Below are 16,183 nucleotides of genomic sequence, written 5' to 3' on the forward strand. Positions count from 1 at the left end.
CATGAGGCGAACAAGACCCCGCACTATACCCGTCCCGGCGGCACACCGCCACCCGTGCGGGGCTTTAAATTCCCTCTCCCCGGAGGGGAGAGGGTCATGAACGTCAAACGCGCTTTCCGCGCCCTTACCGGACGATAACCACCACCAGCCGCTTCGGCCCGTGGACGCCGTAGGCCAGCGTCTGCTCGATGTCCGCCGTTTTCGACGGGCCGGAGATCAGCAGGGCGTTGGTCGGCATGCCGTCGGCCCAGCGGTTCTCGGTCATCGCCTGCCAGAAGGTGTCGTACAGCGCGTCGGCGCGCAGCAGCGCCAAATGCATGTGCGGCACCAGCGACATCAGCCGCGGCTCCTCCGGCGTCGGCCAGACGATCAGGCTGCCGGTGTCGGCGATGGCGCCCAGCGTTGTGGTGATGCCGGCGTCGATGCCGTCGAACAGCCGTTCCTTGAAGGTCTCGACCCGGTCGGCGTAGGGGATCAGCTCCGGCCCGCCCGCCATCCCGGACGCCGCCCATTCGGTCGACAGGCGCGCTCCGGCCTCGGTTGCCGGGCCGAACAGCAGGTTGCGGGTGCCCTGCGCCTTCAGGAAGGCCTGGACGTCGGCGGGCCAGTCGGCCTCCGTCGTCTCCAGGAATTCCGTGTGGACGGCCTCCATCATGCGCTTGATGCGCTCCAGCCGCTCCGCGCCGTCCCAGCGCTTGTTGCGCAGGACGGCGAAGTCGGACTCCGGCGGGGTCAGCGGGTGGGCGTCGCGCCCGGCGCGCAGCTTGCCCAGGATCGCGTTTCTGGACTCAGACATCGGGAATCCCCTTCTCGCGGGCGAGGGCGTGGAGCGTGCGGTTGGCGAAGCGCGGCTTGGCCCGCACGTTCGTCCACTCCTTCAGCAGCGGCAGGCTGGCGGGAGCGGCGTTGCCCAGCTTGGCCAGCAGCGCCGTCGCGAACTGGTAGGCGAGCGGCGAGGCGTAGGTCATCGACCAGCCCTTCCACACCATAGCCTCCGCCTTGCTGGCGTGCGAGCCGGCGCCCCGCACCGCGTCGCCGGGATGAACAGCCTCCGACCTCAGGCGGCCCATGATCTCGACGATGGGGATCTTGACCGGGCAGATCTCGACGCAGGCGTTGCACATGGTGCAGGCGTGGGGCAGTTCGCCCCGCTTCTCCAGCCCTTCGACCTGCGGCATCAGGATCGAGCCGATCGGGCCGGGATAGGGCGCCTGATAGGCGTGGCCGCCGACCTTGGTGTAGACCGGACAGTGGTTCATGCAGGCGCCGCAGCGGATGCAGCGCAGCGTGTTGCGAAGCTCCTCGTCGGCGTAGATGCCCGACCGCCCGTTGTCGAGGATCACCAGATGGATCTCGTTCGGGCCGTCCTTCTCGCCCTCCTTGCGGGGGCTGGAGATCATGTTGACGTAGGTGGTGATCGGCTGGGCGGTGGCGGAGCGGGTCAGCAGGCTGATGACCGGCGGCACGTCCTCCAGCTTCTCCACGACCTTTTCCAGGCCCATGACGGCGATGTGGACGGGCGGCACCGTTGTGCTCATCCGCCCGTTGCCCTCGTTCTCCACCAGGCAGAGCGTGCCGGTCTCCGCCACCGCCATGTTGACGCCGGAGATGCCGACGTCGGCGGTCGCGAACTTCTTGCGCAGGACGCGGCGGGCGAGGTCGGTGAGCTGGGCCACGTCCTCGGTGTATTCCGCTTCCTTGATCTTCTGCTTGAACAGATGGGCGATCTGCTTGGTGTTCATGTGGATCGCCGGCATGATGATGTGCGAGGGCATCGCTTCATCAAGCTGGACGATATATTCGCCGAGGTCGCTTTCCAGGCTCTCGATGCCGTGCTTTTCCAGGAAGGCGTTGAGGTGCATCTCCTCCGACACCATCGACTTGCCCTTGACCACCAGCTTGGCGTTCACGCGCTGCATGATGGACAGGACGATGGCGTTGGCCTCGTCAGTGGTGGACGCCCAATGGACTTGGATGCCGTTCTTCGTGCAGTTGGCTTCCAGCTTCTCCAGCAGTTCCGGCAGCTTGGACAGGGCGCGCAGGCGGACCGAGGCGCCGAGCGTCCGCACCCCGTTCCACTCGGCGGTGTCGGCGAACTGCACGGCACGCTTGGACATCAGCCCGTCCATGGCGCGGCGGAAGTTGCCGCGGAGCTGCTGGTCCTGGAGCGCCGCGCTGGAGGCTTTCGCGAAGTTGATGCTGGTTTCACCCATGGGTGCGCTCCTTCAGGAACTGGGCGATATGGACGCCGCGGACCGGCTTCTTGCCCCCCTCCAGCGCGCCGGAGATGTTCATCAGGCAGCCGCAGTCGCCGGACACCACGGCCTTGGCCCCGGTGTTCTCGATGTCCGCCACCTTGTCGCCGACCATGGCGGCGGAAATCTCCGGATGGCGCACGGCGAAGGTGCCGCCGAAACCGCAGCATTCCTTCTCCCGCTGCAACTCGACCAGCTCGACGTTGGCGAGCTGGCGCAGCAGGGCCTTCGGCTCGTCGGTCACGCCCATCTCGCGCTGGGCGTGGCAGGAGGCGTGCCACGTGATCTTCACCGGCGGCCCCTGGTCCTCGAACTTCACCTTGAGAACCTGGACGAGGAACTGGGTCAGCTCCCACACGCGGGACGCCACCTGACGGGCGCGGGCCTCGTCCGGCTCGCCCTTGAACAGGTCGGGCCAGTGCTTGCTCATCATGCCGGCGCAGGAGCCCGACGGCACGACGATGGGCCAGTCGCCGGGGAAATAGTCGAGTTGTGCGCGGGCGACCTTCAGCGCCTCCTCCCGGTAGCCGGAGTTGTAGGCGGGCTGGCCGCAGCAGCTCTGCCCTTGCGGGAAAACGACGCGGACGCCCTGCGCCTTCAGCAGCTCCATGCCGGCCATGCCGGCTTCCGGATAGAACAGATCGACCAGACAGGTGCCGAAGAAGTAAACGCTTTCAGGCCGCTCGATGTCGGGGCGGCTCGTGGTGCCGTCGTGGCTCATGATTTTCCTCCCTCCCGCCTCAGAACGCGGGTTCCGACGCGCGCGTGGAAGCCGTGGCGGGCGCCTTCGGCGTCGAGCAGGCATCGACCAGATAGACGATGGAACGGTACGGCAGGCCGGAGTGGTCGGACAGGCCGATTTCGCAGGTCCGGCTGTTCGAATAGCCGGCCTTGGCCCCGGCGGGGATGTCCTTGGACAGGTGGCGCAGGGCGTGGGCGTTCAGCTCCGGCGTGGTGAAGCCCTTGTCGCCGGCGAAGCCGCAGCAGCCGACATCCTCCGGCACCACCACCTGGGTGGCGCAGGCGGCGGCCACCGCCTTCATCTTGCCGTCCAGCCCCATGCGGCGGGTGGAGCAGGTCAGGTGCAGCACCACCGGCTCCGTCTGCTTGGTGAAGGTCAGGCGGTCCAGCAGATGGTCGTGGATGAACTCCACCAGATCGAGGACCTGGAGCCCGGCGTCCTTCAGATGCTTCTTCAGCCGGAAGGAGCAGGGGCTGGTGTCGAGAACCACCGGGGCGCTGCCGTTGGCGCTGGCCGCCCAGATGGCGCGGACCATCTCCTCCGCCTTGGCGTCGGCCTGGGCGGCGAGGCCCTTGCTCTCCAGCGGCATGCCGCAGCACAGCGAAGCCAGCTGCTCGGGATAGGCGACACGGTAGCCGGCCTTCTGGAACAGCGCCTCCACCTTCACCGGCAGCGGGGTCTTTTCCGGATCGCTGGCGGCCGGCCCCATGCTGCGGCTGGTGCAGCTCGGCACATAGACCACGGTCGGCGCGTCGGCTGGGCCCTTCGGCTGGGCCGGCGGGGTGAAATCGGTCGGGGTGGGCAGGGCGCGCGGCAGGTGCGGCAGGCGCCGGCCGGTGACGGTGCGCAGCCCCTCGAACAGCGAATTGGCCGTGCCGTCGCCGAGCGTCCGCTTGGCCAGGTCGGCCAGCTTCAGCCCGGCGCGTGCGACCGAGAGCGCACCGGAGGTGTGGTCGGCGACGTAGCTGCCGAAACCCTTGGCTACCGCCCCGCGACGGTCGCCGCGCAGCGCCTTGATGAGCAGCCCCGTCTCGATCCCCACCGGGCAGGCGGTGGAACAGAGCCCGCAGGCCGCGCAGGTGTCGATGCCCTGGTAGTCGTAGGCGTCGTGCAGGGCGCCGAGCCGAGCGGCGTCGGCACCGGTGGCCTCCAGCCGGGAAATCTCGCGCCAGCCGACGATGCGCTGGCGGGGGGAGAGCGTCATCTTGTGCGACGGGCAGGTCGGCTCGCAGAAGCCGCACTCGATGCAGGTGTCCACCAGCGGATGGGCGGCGGGCATCGCCTTCAGGTTCTTGAGATGCGCCTCCGGGTCGTCGTTCAGGATGACGCCGGGGTTCAGCAGGCCCTGCGGGTCGAGCAGCGCCTTGATTTCCTTCATCAGGCCATAGGCCTGCGGACCCCACTCCATCTCCACGAAGGGCGCCATGTTGCGGCCCGTGCCGTGCTCCGCCTTCAGCGAGCCGTCATACTTGCGCACCACCTGATCGCACACCGCATCCATGAAGCGGCGGTAGCGGTCGACCTCCTCGTCGGTGTCGAAGGCCTGGGTGAAGACGAAGTGCAGGTTCCCTTCCAGGGCATGGCCGAAGATGATCGCCTCGGTGTAGCCGAACTTGAGGAACATCGCCTGAAGCTCGACCGTCGCCTCGGCCAGCCGGTCGAGCGGGTAGGCCACGTCCTCGATGATGACGGTGGTGCCGACCTTGCGCATGGCGCCGACCGCCGGGAACAGGCCCTTGCGGATCTTCCAGTAGCTTTCGCCCAGCTTGGCGTCGGTGGTGAAGGTCGGCGGGAACAGGGTGTGGGTCTGGGCGATCACCGCGCTGACCGCGGCGATGTTGGCGTCGAGCGCCGCCGCGTCCTCGCCGCGGATTTCCACCAGCAGGGCGGAGGCGTCCGGCCCCAGCCCGCCGATGAAGTCCGGCATGCCCGGCTTGCCCTCGACCGAGCGCAGCGAGGCGCGGTCCATCAGCTCCACCGCCGAGACCGGCGTCGGCTTCATCAGAGCGACGGCGCGGCAGGCCTCTCCGATGTCCGGGTACATCAGCAGGGCGTTCGCCTTGTGGGCGTGTTCCGGCACCGTGTTGTAGGTGATCTCGGACAGGAAGCCGAGCGTGCCCTCCGACCCGATCATCAGGTGCTGGAGGATCTCGATCGGCTCCTCGAAGTCCACCAGGGCGTTCAGGCTGTAGCCGGTGGTGTTCTTGATGCGGAACTTGTTGCGGATGCGCTCCGCCAGCTTCTCGTCGGCGCGGGTGCGGGCGGACAGATCGGACAGGCCGGCCAGCAGGGCGCCGTGGCTGGCGGCGAAGGCGTCGCGGCTGGCCGCGTCGCCGGTGTCCAGCAGCGTGCCGTCGGCCAGCACCAGCCGCATGGAGGCCAGCGTGCGGTAGCTGTTCTGCGCGGTGCCGCAGCACATGCCGCTGGCGTTGTTGGCCGCAATGCCGCCGATCTTGGCGGTGGCGATGGAAGCGGGGTCCGGGCCGATCTTGCGCCCGAAGGGGGCCAGCTTGCGGTTCGCCTCCGCCCCGATGACGCCGGGCTGGAGGGTCACCGTCGCGGCACCCGGCGGGATGGTGCAGCCGCGCCAGCTGTCGCCCAGCAGGACCAAGACGGAGTCGGTGACCGCCTGGCCCGACAGGCTGGTGCCGGCGGCGCGGAAGGTCACCGGGGTCTTCAGCTCCCGGCAGAGGTTGAGCAGCCGCACCACCTCGCCCTCGGCCTCGACGATGGCGACGATCTTCGGGATCAGGCGGTAGAAGCTGCCGTCGGTCCCGTAGGCCAGCGTGCGCAGCGGGTCGGTGACGAGGCGTTCGTCCGGCATGAACTCCCGGAGGGCCGCGTGCAGGCGGTCATAGGGCGCGGGCAGCATCGGTTCTCGGGGCCTCCGGATCTGGGACCGCGCGACGACTCCTCCGTGATCGCCGGTCCGGGTTGCGGGTGCTGGGGCGAGGTTTGTTTCCGCCCGCCGGGCGGACGGCTTGTTGTGTGCCACAGTCAGTACGTCGGATAATCGATTTGCTGGGTGGCCGCAATGGTAAAATGAATTGACCAAACGCAGCGCTGTGATGCTGCAATGCATAAAAAATAAGGCGGACAAAGAAAGCGGCGCCACCCGACCGGATGGAAGGCCGAGCGGCGCCGTAGGGAATGAAGCTCGGCAGTGGATGACGCCCCTTCTCCCCCGGGGGAGGAGAAGGGGGTTCGGGCGTCGACGCTTTAGGGGATCATCCAGGGCAGGATGTAGGCCTGGATCATCGTGATGACGCCGATGATCGCGACGAAGAACAGGCTGTGCTTCACGGTGAAGCGGAACAGCTCGGACTCGCGGCCGACCAGACCCACCGCGGCGCAGGCCACGGCGATCGACTGCGGGGAGATCATCTTGCCGGTGACGCCGCCCGTGGTGTTGGCCGCGACCATCAGCACGTCGGACACGCCCACCTGCTGCGCCGTGGTGGCCTGCAGACCGCAGAACAGCGCGTTGCTCGACGTGTCGGACCCGGTCAGGAACACGCCCAGCCAGCCGAGGATCGGCGAGAAGAACGGGAACAGGAAGCCCGTGCCGGCCAGCAGCAGCGCCAGGGTCGAGGACAGGCCCGAGTAGTTGGCGATGAAGGCGAAGGCCAGGACCATGCCGATCGAGTAGATCGGGCGCTTCAGCTCGCCGACCGTCTCGACGAAGGTCTTGACGCCGTCGGCCGGGCGCATCTTCAGCATGATCATCGTGATGATCGCGGAGATCAGGATGGCCGTGCCGGTGGCCGACAGCAGATCGAGCTTGTAGACGGCCTCGATGGGCTTCGGCGAGGCGACGATCGGGGCGGCCTTCAGCACCAGCTTGTCCAGCCCGGCGACCGGGAAGTACAGCACCGTGTCGGCCAGCGCGCCGCCCTTGGCGAACAGGGCCTTGAAGGGCTTCAGGCTCCAGATCGTGACGATCACGGTCAGGATCAGGAAGGGCGACCAGGCCTTGGCGATCTCACCGGCGCTGTAGCCGCGCTGGGCGTTGAACTCGCTCGACGCCATGGCGCCGACCGACTGCGGCACCGGGCCGGCGGCCAGCGGGGAGTTCGGGAAGCGGAAGATCGCCTTGGGCTTCCAGAACTTCAGGAAGACGGTGATGCTGACGAGGCTGACCAGGGCGGAGGTGATGTCCGGCAGCTCCGGCCCGATGAAGTTGGCGGTGAAGTACTGGGTGACGGCGAAGGTGCCGCCGGCGACCAGGATGGCGGGCCAGGTCTCGCGCACGCCCTTCCAGCCGTCCATGATCATGATGATCCAGAAGGGCACGAAGACGGACAGCAGCGGAAGCTGGCGGCCGGCCATGGCGCCGATCCGGAACGGGTCGAGCGAGGTGACCTGACCGGCGACGATGATCGGAATGCCCATGGCGCCGAAGGCCACCGGGGCGGTGTTGGCGATCAGACAGAGACCGGCGGCGTAGAGCGGGTTGAAGCCCAGACCGACCAGCAGCGCCGCGGTGATGGCGACCGGCGCGCCGAAGCCCGCAGCTCCTTCCAGGAAGGCGCCGAAAGAGAAGCCGACCATCAGCATCTGAAGCCGCTGGTCCTCGGTGATCGACACCACCGACGAGCGGATGATCTCGAACTGGCCGGTCTTGACCGTGATCTTGTAGAGGAACACGGCGGCCACGATGATCCAGGCGATCGGCCACAGGCCGTAGAGGAAGCCGTATCCGGCGGACGCCAGCGCCATGCCGACCGGCATCTTGTAGAACAGGATGGCGACGGCCAGCGAAATGGCGACGGTGATGGTGCCCGCGATGTGGCCCTTCAAGCGCAGCATCGTCAGCGCGATGAAGAAGAAAATGATCGGCAACGCGGCCACAAGTGCCGAAAGCCAAAGGTTACCCGCGGGATCGTAGACTTGTGTCCAGGGCTGCATGTTTCCTACCTATGCCGCAGATTCTCGGTTCTGCTTTGGCCAGCGACCATGAATGGAGCCCGGAACCGCGCGTCTTATCCGGACGCACGCCGCCTGTCATTCCACGGTCGAACGGCCGTGGAGATCAGTTTTTTCTTGGGTTGGGCTCCGGTCAAAACATATGACCAAAGGCTCTGAACGGATACATTGGGTCGCAATGGTTGGCAATAGGGAAAATTCAATTTACCGTCGGCGTTGCGAGGGACTTTTTCTTGCCCGTGGTATTACCACCTGACCCCTTCGATAGCGCTGCGATCGGGAAACGGTGCCATTGGGCGTGGTCGGGCTGGACGCGCGCGAGCCGTGACGATATCTAACCTTCGGGATCAGGCGGGATTTCTGCGGATGCAGGGCAAGGGGCAGGGCAGGGGAATGATAAAGCCGGCCAAGTTGGCGGACGCCATCGCCGACCATCTGGAGACGTTGATCCGGGAAGGCGTGCTGCGTCCGGGGGAGAAGCTGCTGCCGGAACGGGACCTGGCGCTCAAGCTGGACGTCTCGCGCCCGTCGCTGCGCGACGCCTTGGAGAAGCTGGAGGAGCGCGGGCTGCTCGTCTCCGGGCGAAACGGCACGCACATTGCGCAGTTCCTGGCACCGATCGCCGCCCCGCTGGCGGCTCTGCTGCAATCCGATCCGGACGCGCCCTTCCATTACCTGGAGTTCCGCACCTCCATCGAGGCCGCCGCCGCCAAATTGGCCGCGCAGCGGGCGACCGACCTCGACCGTCAGGCGATCCGCGCCCTGGCCCAGCGCATGCGCGACGCCCACGGCAAGGACGACCCGTCGGAAGAGGCCGACGTGGACGCCCAACTCCACCTCGCTATTTACGAGGCGGCGCACAACACGGTGATGCTGCACATCATGGGCGCCCTGTCGGAGATGCTGCGCAACGACGTCTTCTACAACCGGGACCGGCTCTACACCCGGCCCGGCGTGCGCGACCTGCTGCTGGAGCAGCATCTGGCCATCGCCGACGCGGTGCTGGCGGGCGACGCCGAGGCCGCCCATGCGGCGGCGGAGGCGCATGTGATGTTCACGCTGCACACCCTGCGCGAGATCCGCGAGGACGACACGCGGCTGGAGGCCTCCCTGCGCCGCATCGGGCGCGGCGACCTGATCGAAACCGCCGAACGGGCCTGAACCAAAGGGCGGCGTTTGGGAACCTGAGCGCCGTTCTCGGTTTTACACGGCTGTAGACCAAGGGAGGTCCAGCCGTGCTCACCGAAACGCTGCCCTCGATCATTCCCTATTGCGGCGCCCCACCGGTGCCGGACGGGTTCTGGAGCGCCTGGAACGGCGACCCGGTCCTGCTGTCCGTGTTCGTCCTGGCCGCCGCTGGATACGCGATGGTGGTGCGGCGGCATGGGGCAGGCATGGCGCGGCACCAGCCCTGGTGCTTCGCCGCGGGGTGGCTGGTGCTGTTCGCCGCCTTCGTGTCGCCTCTGTGCAACCTGACCTCCGCCCTGTTCTCGGCGCGGGTGGTCCAGCATCTCCTGACCATCCAGGTGGCGGCGCCCCTGCTGGTCCTGTCCTGGCCGATTGGCGCGGTGCGCTGGCCGGGTTGGGTGCGGACGCTCGCCTCACCCCTGGCCGTTCCGGAGATCGCCTGGGGCCTGTTCGGGCTGTTCCTCTGGGTATGGCACCTGCCGGGACCCTACATGGCGGCGCTGCGCTTCGACGCGGTGCTGTGGGTCATGCACGCCAGCCTGCTCGTTGGCGCGGTCGCCGCGTGGCGGACGGTGCTGGCCCCGGATGACGCGGCGATGCGGGGACGGGGGCTGCTGTCGGCCTTTAGCACCTCGGTGCATCTCGCCATTCTGGCGGCGCTGCTGATCTTCGCCCCGCAGCCGCTGTTCGTCTACCATCTGGAGACGACGGCGCCCTGGGGCCTGTCGGCGCTCGCCGACCAGCAGCTCGGCGGACTCATCATGGGGGTGGTGGGGGCGGCGGTCTATGTGGCGATCAACCTCTACGCCCTGGCCCGCTGGCTGATGGTGCCCGAGCGGCAGCGGTCGTAAGGCCGGGGCCCGCCGATGTCCCTCAGCGGGCTTCCAATCCGAGGAAGCTCCAGGACACATCGCCGCGGCCGAGCATGTCCTCCCGGTGATTGCGATGGACGCAGCGAAGGCCGACGGACGCGGCAAGCTCGATGGTCTCGGCGGCCGAGACGTCGTACATGGTCCGCCCCGCCGGCACCGGGCCGTGCCGCAACGACATGAGAAGCCGGCCGTTCGGGTTCAGCAGGGCCGCGATGTGCGGCATCGCGACGCCGCGCTGGGCCTCGTCGAGGTGCATCCACACGGCGGTGAGCATCACGACGTCGTAACGCCCGCCGTCGCTCCGCACCACGGCCAGCTCCGGCAGGCTGTCGTCGATCCAGCGGATCGGCGTCGCGGCGTGGATGCGGGTTCCCGCGCTGCGAAGCTCCACCGTCGGTTCGACGGCGGTCACATCGTGGCCGAGCCGTGACAGGGCGGCTGCGTCCCGTCCCGTGCCCGCGCCGATGTCCAAAATGCGGCTCCGCCGGGAGGGGAAGAGGTGGAGCACGTCGCGATGCACGTCGGCGAAGGCCACGCTCTCATACTGTTCCGTGAGGGCTGTCGCGTTTTCACCGTACCCGTTCAGTCCGCTCATTTCTCATCCCTCCGCATGGCACGCCGATGACGGCCCGACCCGTCCCCTGCTTACCACAGCGGCCAAACATCCATGATGTGTTGGCGGACCCGCGCAACGAAAAACCCCGGCCCTTGTGGACCGGGGTTTCCGTTTCGAGTCACGCTCAGTGGACGGCGGCGCTGCTCCGTCCGCCGCCGCCGGTCAGGGCGAAGCCCAGCGGCGGGCGTTCCGGGGCCTTGAAGCCGGTGGCCCGGTCCTCCTCGACCGGCACCCCGTCGAGCGTCAGGCGGCCGTCCCGCGCCGACAGGTGCAGGGTCGAGCGCTCGTCCACCTCGCCGTCGAGCAGCCGCTCGGCGATCGGGTCCTCCACCAGATTCTGCACCGCCCGCTTCAACGGACGGGCGCCGAAGGCGGGGTCCCAGCCGAGGTCGGCGAGCCGGGCGCGGGCCGCGTCGTCGGCGGTCAGCGACAGGCCGCGCTCCGCCAGACGGTCGGCGACGCGGGCAAGCTGGATGTCCACGATGTGGGCCATCTGCTCGCGCCCCAGCCGGCGGAAGATCAACACGTCGTCCAGCCGGTTCAGGAACTCCGGCCGGAAGGCGCGGCGCACCGCGTCCATGACCTCGATCCGGGCGCCCTCCAGGCTGTCGTCCTCGCCGAGCGCCGTCAGGGCGTCCGCCCCCAGGTTCGACGTCATGATCAGGATCGCGTGGCGGAAGTCCGCCATGCGGCCCTGTCCATCGGTCAGCCGCCCGTCGTCGAGCGCCTGGAGCAGCACGTTCAGCACGTCCGGGTGGGCCTTCTCCACCTCGTCCAGCAGGACGACCTGATAGGGCCGGCGCCGGATCTTCTCGGCCAGCGTGCCGCCGTCGTCATAGCCGACATAGCCCGGGGGCGAGCCGATCATGCGGGCGACGGAGTGCTTCTCCATATACTCCGACATGTCGACGCGGGTCACCGCGGTCTCGTCGTCGAACAGGAAGGCGGCCAGCGCCTTGGCCAGCTCCGTCTTGCCGACGCCGGTCGGGCCGAGGAACAGGAAGGAGCCGGTCGGGCGGTTCGGGTCCTTCAACCCGGCCCGCGCCCGGCGCACCGCCTTGGACACGGCGCGCACCGCCTCGGCCTGACCGACGACGCGCTCGGCCAGCCGGTCCTCCATGCCCTTCAGCCGCTGCCGCTCGCTGTCCAGCATGCGGTCGACCGGGATGCCGGTCCAGCGGGTGACCACGGCGGCGATGTCCTTCGCCGTGACCTCCTCCCGCTCGGCGTTGGCGCGGGACTCGGCCTCGGCCAGACGCTTCTCCAGGTCGGGAACGACGCCGTAGGCCAGCTCGCCGGCCTTCGCCCAGTCGCCGTCGCGCTGCGCGTGCTCCAGCTTGGTGCGGGCCTGGTCCAGCTCCTCCTTCAGGCGGCGGCCCTCGGTGCGGCGGGACTGGCCGACGCGCCACTCTTCTTCCATGGCGGTCAGCTTCGCCTCGTCCACCGCCAGCTCGGCCTCCAGCTTCTGCAGCCGCTCCTGGGACGCGGCGTCCGGCTCCGACTTCAGGGCCTCGCGCTCGATCTTCAGCTGGGCGACGCGGCGGCCGACGGCGTCCAGCGCCTCCGGCTTGCTGTCGATGGCCATGCGCAGGCGGCTGGCCGCCTCGTCGACGAGGTCGATGGCCTTGTCGGGCAGGCGGCGGTCGGCGATGTAGCGGGCGGAGAGCTGCACCGCCGCGACCACCGCCGCGTCGGCGATGCGCACGCCGTGGTGCACCTCGTACTTGCCCTTGATGCCGCGCAGGATCGACACGGCGTCCTCGTCGGACGGCTCGTCGACGTTGACCGGCTGGAAGCGGCGGGCGAGCGCCGCGTCCTTCTCGATGTACTTGCGGTACTCGTCGGGCGTGGTGGCGCCGACGCAGCGCAGCTCGCCGCGCGCCAGCGCGGGCTTCAGCATGTTGGCGGCGTCCATCGCGCCGTCCGTGCGGCCGGCCCCGATCAGCGAGTGCAGCTCGTCGATGAACAGGATGATGCGGCCCGCCGCCTGCTGAACCTCCGACAAGACGGCCTTCAGCCGCTCCTCGAAGTCGCCGCGGAACTTGGCGCCCGCCAGCAGGGCGGTGAGGTCGAGCGCCAGCACGCGCCGGTCCTTCAGCCCTTCCGGCACATCGCCCGAGGCCAGCCGCTGGGCCAGCCCTTCCACCACGGCGGTCTTGCCGACGCCGGGCTCGCCGATCAGGACGGGGTTGTTCTTGGTGCGCCGGGCCAGGACCTGGATGGTCCGCCGGATCTCGTCGTCGCGCCCGATCACCGGGTCGAGACGGCCCTGGCGCGCCTCTTCCGTCAGGTCGCGGGCGTATTTGGCGAGCGCCTCGCCCATCTGGGAATCCTCCTGCCGGTCGGCGGGGCGGTTCTTGCTCAGCGATTCGACGCCTTCGACCAGCACCGCCGGATCGACACCGGCACGGTGGAACAGCGCGCGGGTGGCGCCGCCCTGGGCGGCCAGCGATTCGAGCAGCCGTTCGGGGGAGACGAACTTGTCGCCGGCCCCCCGCGCCGTCTCGACCGCGTTCTGGAGCACGCCGGCGAGCGCCGGGGACATGAAGATCGGGTGCGGTCCTTCGCCATCCACACGGGTCTGGCGGTTCAGGGTTTCCTCGGCGGCGGTCTTCAGAAGCTCGGGGTCGCCGCCGGCATCGCGGATCAGCTTGGCGGGCACGCCGTCGGCGTCCTCGACCAGGGCCTTCACGAGATGTTCGGGGACGAGCTGTTGGTGGCGTCCGGCGAGAGCCGCCAGTTGCGCGGCCTGGATGACGCCGCGCGCACGGTCGGTGAACAGACCGAAGTCCATCAGGCACTCCGTTCGTTATGGTTCCCGCCCTTTGCGAAGGCGCGGGAAGACGGCCTGTGTGGCCCGCACCATGCGCGGCCCCGGTCGCCTCAAGGGAACAGATGGGCAGGGGCGCCGCCCCGATCAAGACGGCCGCCCAGACCGTGGGGCAAGGCTGTCTTGCGCCGTCATTGTCTCACTATATGGACGGTGATTTATTTATTTGACACACTCCATACGCCTTCATAAAGTGGTGGAAACTGATATGCCAGATATCGGACAACAACGCGGGAGGGAGGATATGGCCGGCATCGGAGCAAATCCGCTCGATGCACAAGCGTCGCCGGAGAAGCCGCAGGCCTCCGGAACCCAGACGCTGATGCGCGGCCTCGCCCTCCTGGAATGCGTGGCGGCGGGCATCGGTGACGTGAAGGGCATCGCCGCCCGGCTGGGCACGCCGCGCAGCACCACGCACCGGATGCTCAACAGCCTGACCCAGGACGGCTATCTGCACCACGTGCCCTACAAGGGCTATCTGCTGGGGCCGAAGCTGATCGCGCTCGGCATGCGCGCGCTGGAGCAGCGTCCGCTGGTGGCCATCGCCCGCCCGCACATCGAGGAGCTGGCCCGCCAGACCGGCGACACCGTCCATCTCGGCGTCGTCGAGGGGGCGGAGGTCTTCTACCTCGACAAGATTCCGAACACACGCGGGCTGGAAATGCGGTCGCGCATCGGCCTGCGCATGCCGCTGGCCTCCACGGGGCTGGGCAAGGCGCTTCTCCTCGGCCTGCCGCGCGAGCGTTGGTCCGAGCTGTACGAACACGCGCTCCGCCTGACCGCGGCGGCGCCGGAACGGCCCCCGCTGGCGCCCTGGCCGGAGTTCGAATCCCGGCTGGCCGCCTATGTGGACCGCGGCTGGTCCTTCGACCTTGAAGAAAACGAAATCGGCATCCGCTGCGTCGGCGCGCCGATCCGTGACGTCCGCAACCAGGTCGTCGCCGCCATCAGCGTGGCGAGCGCTGTGCCCTACATGCCGGACGAACGGATGGAGGAGCTTGGACCCATCGTCCGGGCGGTCGCCGACGCGATTTCAAAGGATTTGGGATGGAAACGGGACGAACGGGCGTCGGGGCATCGCTGATCGCCCTCGACTGGGGAACCTCGAGCCTGCGCGGCTTCCTGATGGGCCGCGACGGGCGGGTGCTGGACCAGCGCGCCAACGCGCACGGCATCCAGAATCTGCCGATGCCGGGCGTCACCGGCTTCGAGCAGGCCTTCACCGACCTGTGCGGCGATTGGCTGCGAGCCCATCCGGGCCTGCCGGTCGTGGCCGGCGGCATGGTGGGCAGCGCCCAGGGCTGGCGCGAGGCCCCCTATGTCCGCTGTCCCGCCGACACGACCACCCTGGCCTCGCAGGCCATCCCGGTGGAGAGCGCGTCGGGCTCCCGCATCCTGATCGCGCCGGGCGTCCTCTACGACCCGCCGAGCGGCCCGCCGGACATCCTGCGCGGCGAGGAGATCCAGATCGCCGGCGTGCTGGCCGACCGTCCCGACTGGGGCCGCGACGCCTGCATGGTGCTGCCCGGCACCCATTCCAAATGGGTGGAGATCGTCGGCGGGCGCATGATCCGCTTCTCCACCTACATGACCGGCGAGACCTTTGCCGTCCTGTGCAAGCATTCGATCCTCGGCCGGCTGATGCCGGCGGACGCCGCTCCGGCGGCGGCCGAGTCCGACGCCGCCTTCGCCGAGGGCGTGCGGGCGGCGCAGTCCAGCGGGCCGGGCGACCTCACGCACCAGATCTTCGCCGCGCGCACGCTCGGCATCACCCGCCGCATGCCGGCGGAGCTTCTGAAGGATTACCTGTCCGGCCTGCTGATCGGCCACGAGCTGGTCTCCGGCCTCGGCCACATGCGCAACGAGTTGCATGAGGGCCGTCCGCTTCTGCTGATCGGCGAGGGCGCGCTCTGCCGCCGCTACGTCCGCGGCCTGGAGTTGCTGGGCGTCGAGCCCACCGACCGGCTTGAGAACACCGCCCCGCGTGGGCTTTTCCAGTTTGCCGTTGCCGCCGGCCTGATCGCGCCGGCGGGGGAGTGACGACCATGTCCGATGAGTCCCTGAAGGCCCGCTTCGACGCCGCCTTTTCCGCCCTGCCGCTGGTCGCCATCCTGCGCGGCCTGACCCCCGTCGAGGCGGAGGGCGTCGCCCAGACGCTCTACGACAGCGGTTTCCGCCTGATCGAGGTGCCGCTGAACTCGCCCGATCCGTTCGAGAGCATCGCCGCCGTCCGCCGGCTGCTGCCGCGCGACGCGCTGGTCGGCGCCGGCACGGTCCTGGCGGTGGAGCAGGTGGCCCGGCTGAAGGAGATCGGGGCCGACCTGGTCGTCATGCCGCACGCCGACACCGCGGTGATCCGCGCCGCCAAGGCCGCGGGGCTGGTCAGCCTGCCCGGAATCGCCACGCCGACGGAAGCTTTCGCAGCGCTGTCAGCCGGGGCCGACGCCCTGAAGATCTTCCCTGCGGAGCTGGTCGGCCCGCGCATCATCAAGGCGATGCGCGCCATCCTTCCCGCCGGCACCCGCCTGTTGCCCGTGGGCGGCATCGCCCCGGACACCATGGCGCCGTTCCTCGAGGCCGGCGTGGCCGGCTTCGGGCTCGGATCGGCGCTCTATTCACCGGGCCTCTCCGCCGCCGACGTCGGCGAGCGGGCGGCGGCCTTCGTCGCGGCGTGGCAGCGCCTCAACCCGCGCTGATCCGCTGACGGCGACCGGGGAACGCCCCGTGGCCGGTCGCAGAACGCGCCGCGGGCCT

Annotated in this window: 12 protein-coding genes; 5 read left to right on the forward strand and 7 right to left on the reverse strand. The window is 69.0% G+C overall.

Annotated features, from left to right (window positions below):
• Positions 1–124 precede the first annotated feature (124 nt).
• The 5 genes from FHW79_RS17520 to lldP form a co-directional block, all read right to left on the reverse strand.
• Positions 125–796, reverse strand: coding sequence for a lactate utilization protein (locus tag FHW79_RS17520; RefSeq protein ID WP_183180139.1), 672 nt, complete (start codon positions 794–796; stop codon positions 125–127).
• Positions 789–2,213 (reverse strand): LutB/LldF family L-lactate oxidation iron-sulfur protein, encoded by a 1,425-nt coding sequence (locus tag FHW79_RS17525; protein ID WP_014242361.1) that lies wholly within the window; start codon positions 2,211–2,213, stop codon positions 789–791. Before FHW79_RS17525 ends, FHW79_RS17520 begins: the two co-directional genes overlap by 8 nt.
• On the reverse strand, positions 2,206–2,976 hold the full coding sequence (locus FHW79_RS17530) for a (Fe-S)-binding protein (RefSeq protein ID WP_183180140.1): 771 nt from the start codon (positions 2,974–2,976) through the stop codon (positions 2,206–2,208). The genes FHW79_RS17525 and FHW79_RS17530 overlap by 8 nt, the downstream gene beginning before the upstream one ends.
• A gap of 19 nt (positions 2,977–2,995) precedes the next feature.
• Positions 2,996–5,869 (reverse strand): FAD-binding and (Fe-S)-binding domain-containing protein, encoded by a 2,874-nt coding sequence (locus FHW79_RS17535; RefSeq protein ID WP_183180141.1) that lies wholly within the window; start codon positions 5,867–5,869, stop codon positions 2,996–2,998.
• A gap of 347 nt (positions 5,870–6,216) precedes the next feature.
• The gene (lldP, locus tag FHW79_RS17540; RefSeq protein ID WP_183180142.1) at positions 6,217–7,905 is read right to left on the reverse strand and encodes an L-lactate permease; all 1,689 of its coding nucleotides are present in this window, start codon (positions 7,903–7,905) and stop codon (positions 6,217–6,219) included.
• A gap of 411 nt (positions 7,906–8,316) precedes the next feature.
• On the opposite strand from lldP, the gene FHW79_RS17545 reads away from it, so the two are divergent.
• Together FHW79_RS17545 and FHW79_RS17550 are read left to right on the forward strand one after the other, a co-directional pair.
• On the forward strand, positions 8,317–9,084 hold the full coding sequence (locus FHW79_RS17545) for an FCD domain-containing protein (RefSeq protein WP_247884460.1): 768 nt from the start codon (positions 8,317–8,319) through the stop codon (positions 9,082–9,084).
• A gap of 74 nt (positions 9,085–9,158) precedes the next feature.
• Positions 9,159–9,962, forward strand: coding sequence for a cytochrome c oxidase assembly protein (locus FHW79_RS17550; protein ID WP_183180144.1), 804 nt, complete (start codon positions 9,159–9,161; stop codon positions 9,960–9,962).
• Between the two features lie 22 nt (positions 9,963–9,984).
• Here the strand turns inward: FHW79_RS17550 and FHW79_RS17555 are convergent, their stop codons facing one another.
• Positions 9,985–10,578: a class I SAM-dependent methyltransferase gene (locus FHW79_RS17555; protein ID WP_183180145.1), complete on the reverse strand. Its 594-nt coding sequence runs from the start codon at positions 10,576–10,578 to the stop codon at positions 9,985–9,987.
• 145 nt (positions 10,579–10,723) lie between these two features.
• Entirely contained in the window at positions 10,724–13,393 is a 2,670-nt protein-coding gene (gene clpB, locus FHW79_RS17560; protein ID WP_183180146.1) for an ATP-dependent chaperone ClpB, read from the reverse strand.
• 280 nt (positions 13,394–13,673) lie between these two features.
• Here clpB and FHW79_RS17565 point away from each other — a divergent pair, with 280 nt between their 5' ends.
• Genes FHW79_RS17565 through FHW79_RS17575 form a run of 3 tightly spaced genes read left to right on the forward strand, consistent with a single transcriptional unit; the run spans position 13,674 to position 16,125 of the window.
• Complete coding sequence (locus FHW79_RS17565; protein WP_183180147.1) at positions 13,674–14,513, forward strand: IclR family transcriptional regulator; 840 nt, start codon at positions 13,674–13,676, stop codon at positions 14,511–14,513.
• Positions 14,477–15,469: a 2-dehydro-3-deoxygalactonokinase gene (locus FHW79_RS17570; RefSeq protein WP_183180148.1), complete on the forward strand. Its 993-nt coding sequence runs from the start codon at positions 14,477–14,479 to the stop codon at positions 15,467–15,469. The genes FHW79_RS17565 and FHW79_RS17570 overlap by 37 nt, the downstream gene beginning before the upstream one ends.
• Before the next feature lie 5 nt (positions 15,470–15,474).
• The gene (locus tag FHW79_RS17575; RefSeq protein WP_183180149.1) at positions 15,475–16,125 is read left to right on the forward strand and encodes a 2-dehydro-3-deoxy-6-phosphogalactonate aldolase; all 651 of its coding nucleotides are present in this window, start codon (positions 15,475–15,477) and stop codon (positions 16,123–16,125) included.
• The last annotated feature ends 58 nt before the right edge of the window (positions 16,126–16,183 follow it).

The sequence above is a fragment of the Azospirillum sp. OGB3 genome, from assembly GCF_014192915.1.
GTDB lineage: Bacteria > Pseudomonadota > Alphaproteobacteria > Azospirillales > Azospirillaceae > Azospirillum.

What these genes read in the sequence shown, in the direction of transcription:
- FHW79_RS17565 (WP_183180147.1), top strand. Translation starts at nt 13,674, where the DNA reads ATGGCCGGCATCGGAGCAAATCCGCTCGATGCACAAGCGTCGCCGGAG.
- FHW79_RS17530 (WP_183180140.1), bottom strand. Translation starts at nt 2,976, where the DNA reads ATGAGCCACGACGGCACCACGAGCCGCCCCGACATCGAGCGGCCTGAA.
- lldP (WP_183180142.1), bottom strand. Translation starts at nt 7,905, where the DNA reads ATGCAGCCCTGGACACAAGTCTACGATCCCGCGGGTAACCTTTGGCTT.
- FHW79_RS17545 (WP_247884460.1), top strand. Translation starts at nt 8,317, where the DNA reads ATGATAAAGCCGGCCAAGTTGGCGGACGCCATCGCCGACCATCTGGAG.
- FHW79_RS17575 (WP_183180149.1), top strand. Translation starts at nt 15,475, where the DNA reads ATGTCCGATGAGTCCCTGAAGGCCCGCTTCGACGCCGCCTTTTCCGCC.
- FHW79_RS17535 (WP_183180141.1), bottom strand. Translation starts at nt 5,869, where the DNA reads ATGCTGCCCGCGCCCTATGACCGCCTGCACGCGGCCCTCCGGGAGTTC.
- FHW79_RS17570 (WP_183180148.1), top strand. Translation starts at nt 14,477, where the DNA reads ATGGAAACGGGACGAACGGGCGTCGGGGCATCGCTGATCGCCCTCGAC.
- FHW79_RS17525 (WP_014242361.1), bottom strand. Translation starts at nt 2,213, where the DNA reads ATGGGTGAAACCAGCATCAACTTCGCGAAAGCCTCCAGCGCGGCGCTC.
- clpB (WP_183180146.1), bottom strand. Translation starts at nt 13,393, where the DNA reads ATGGACTTCGGTCTGTTCACCGACCGTGCGCGCGGCGTCATCCAGGCC.
- FHW79_RS17520 (WP_183180139.1), bottom strand. Translation starts at nt 796, where the DNA reads ATGTCTGAGTCCAGAAACGCGATCCTGGGCAAGCTGCGCGCCGGGCGC.
- FHW79_RS17555 (WP_183180145.1), bottom strand. Translation starts at nt 10,578, where the DNA reads ATGAGCGGACTGAACGGGTACGGTGAAAACGCGACAGCCCTCACGGAA.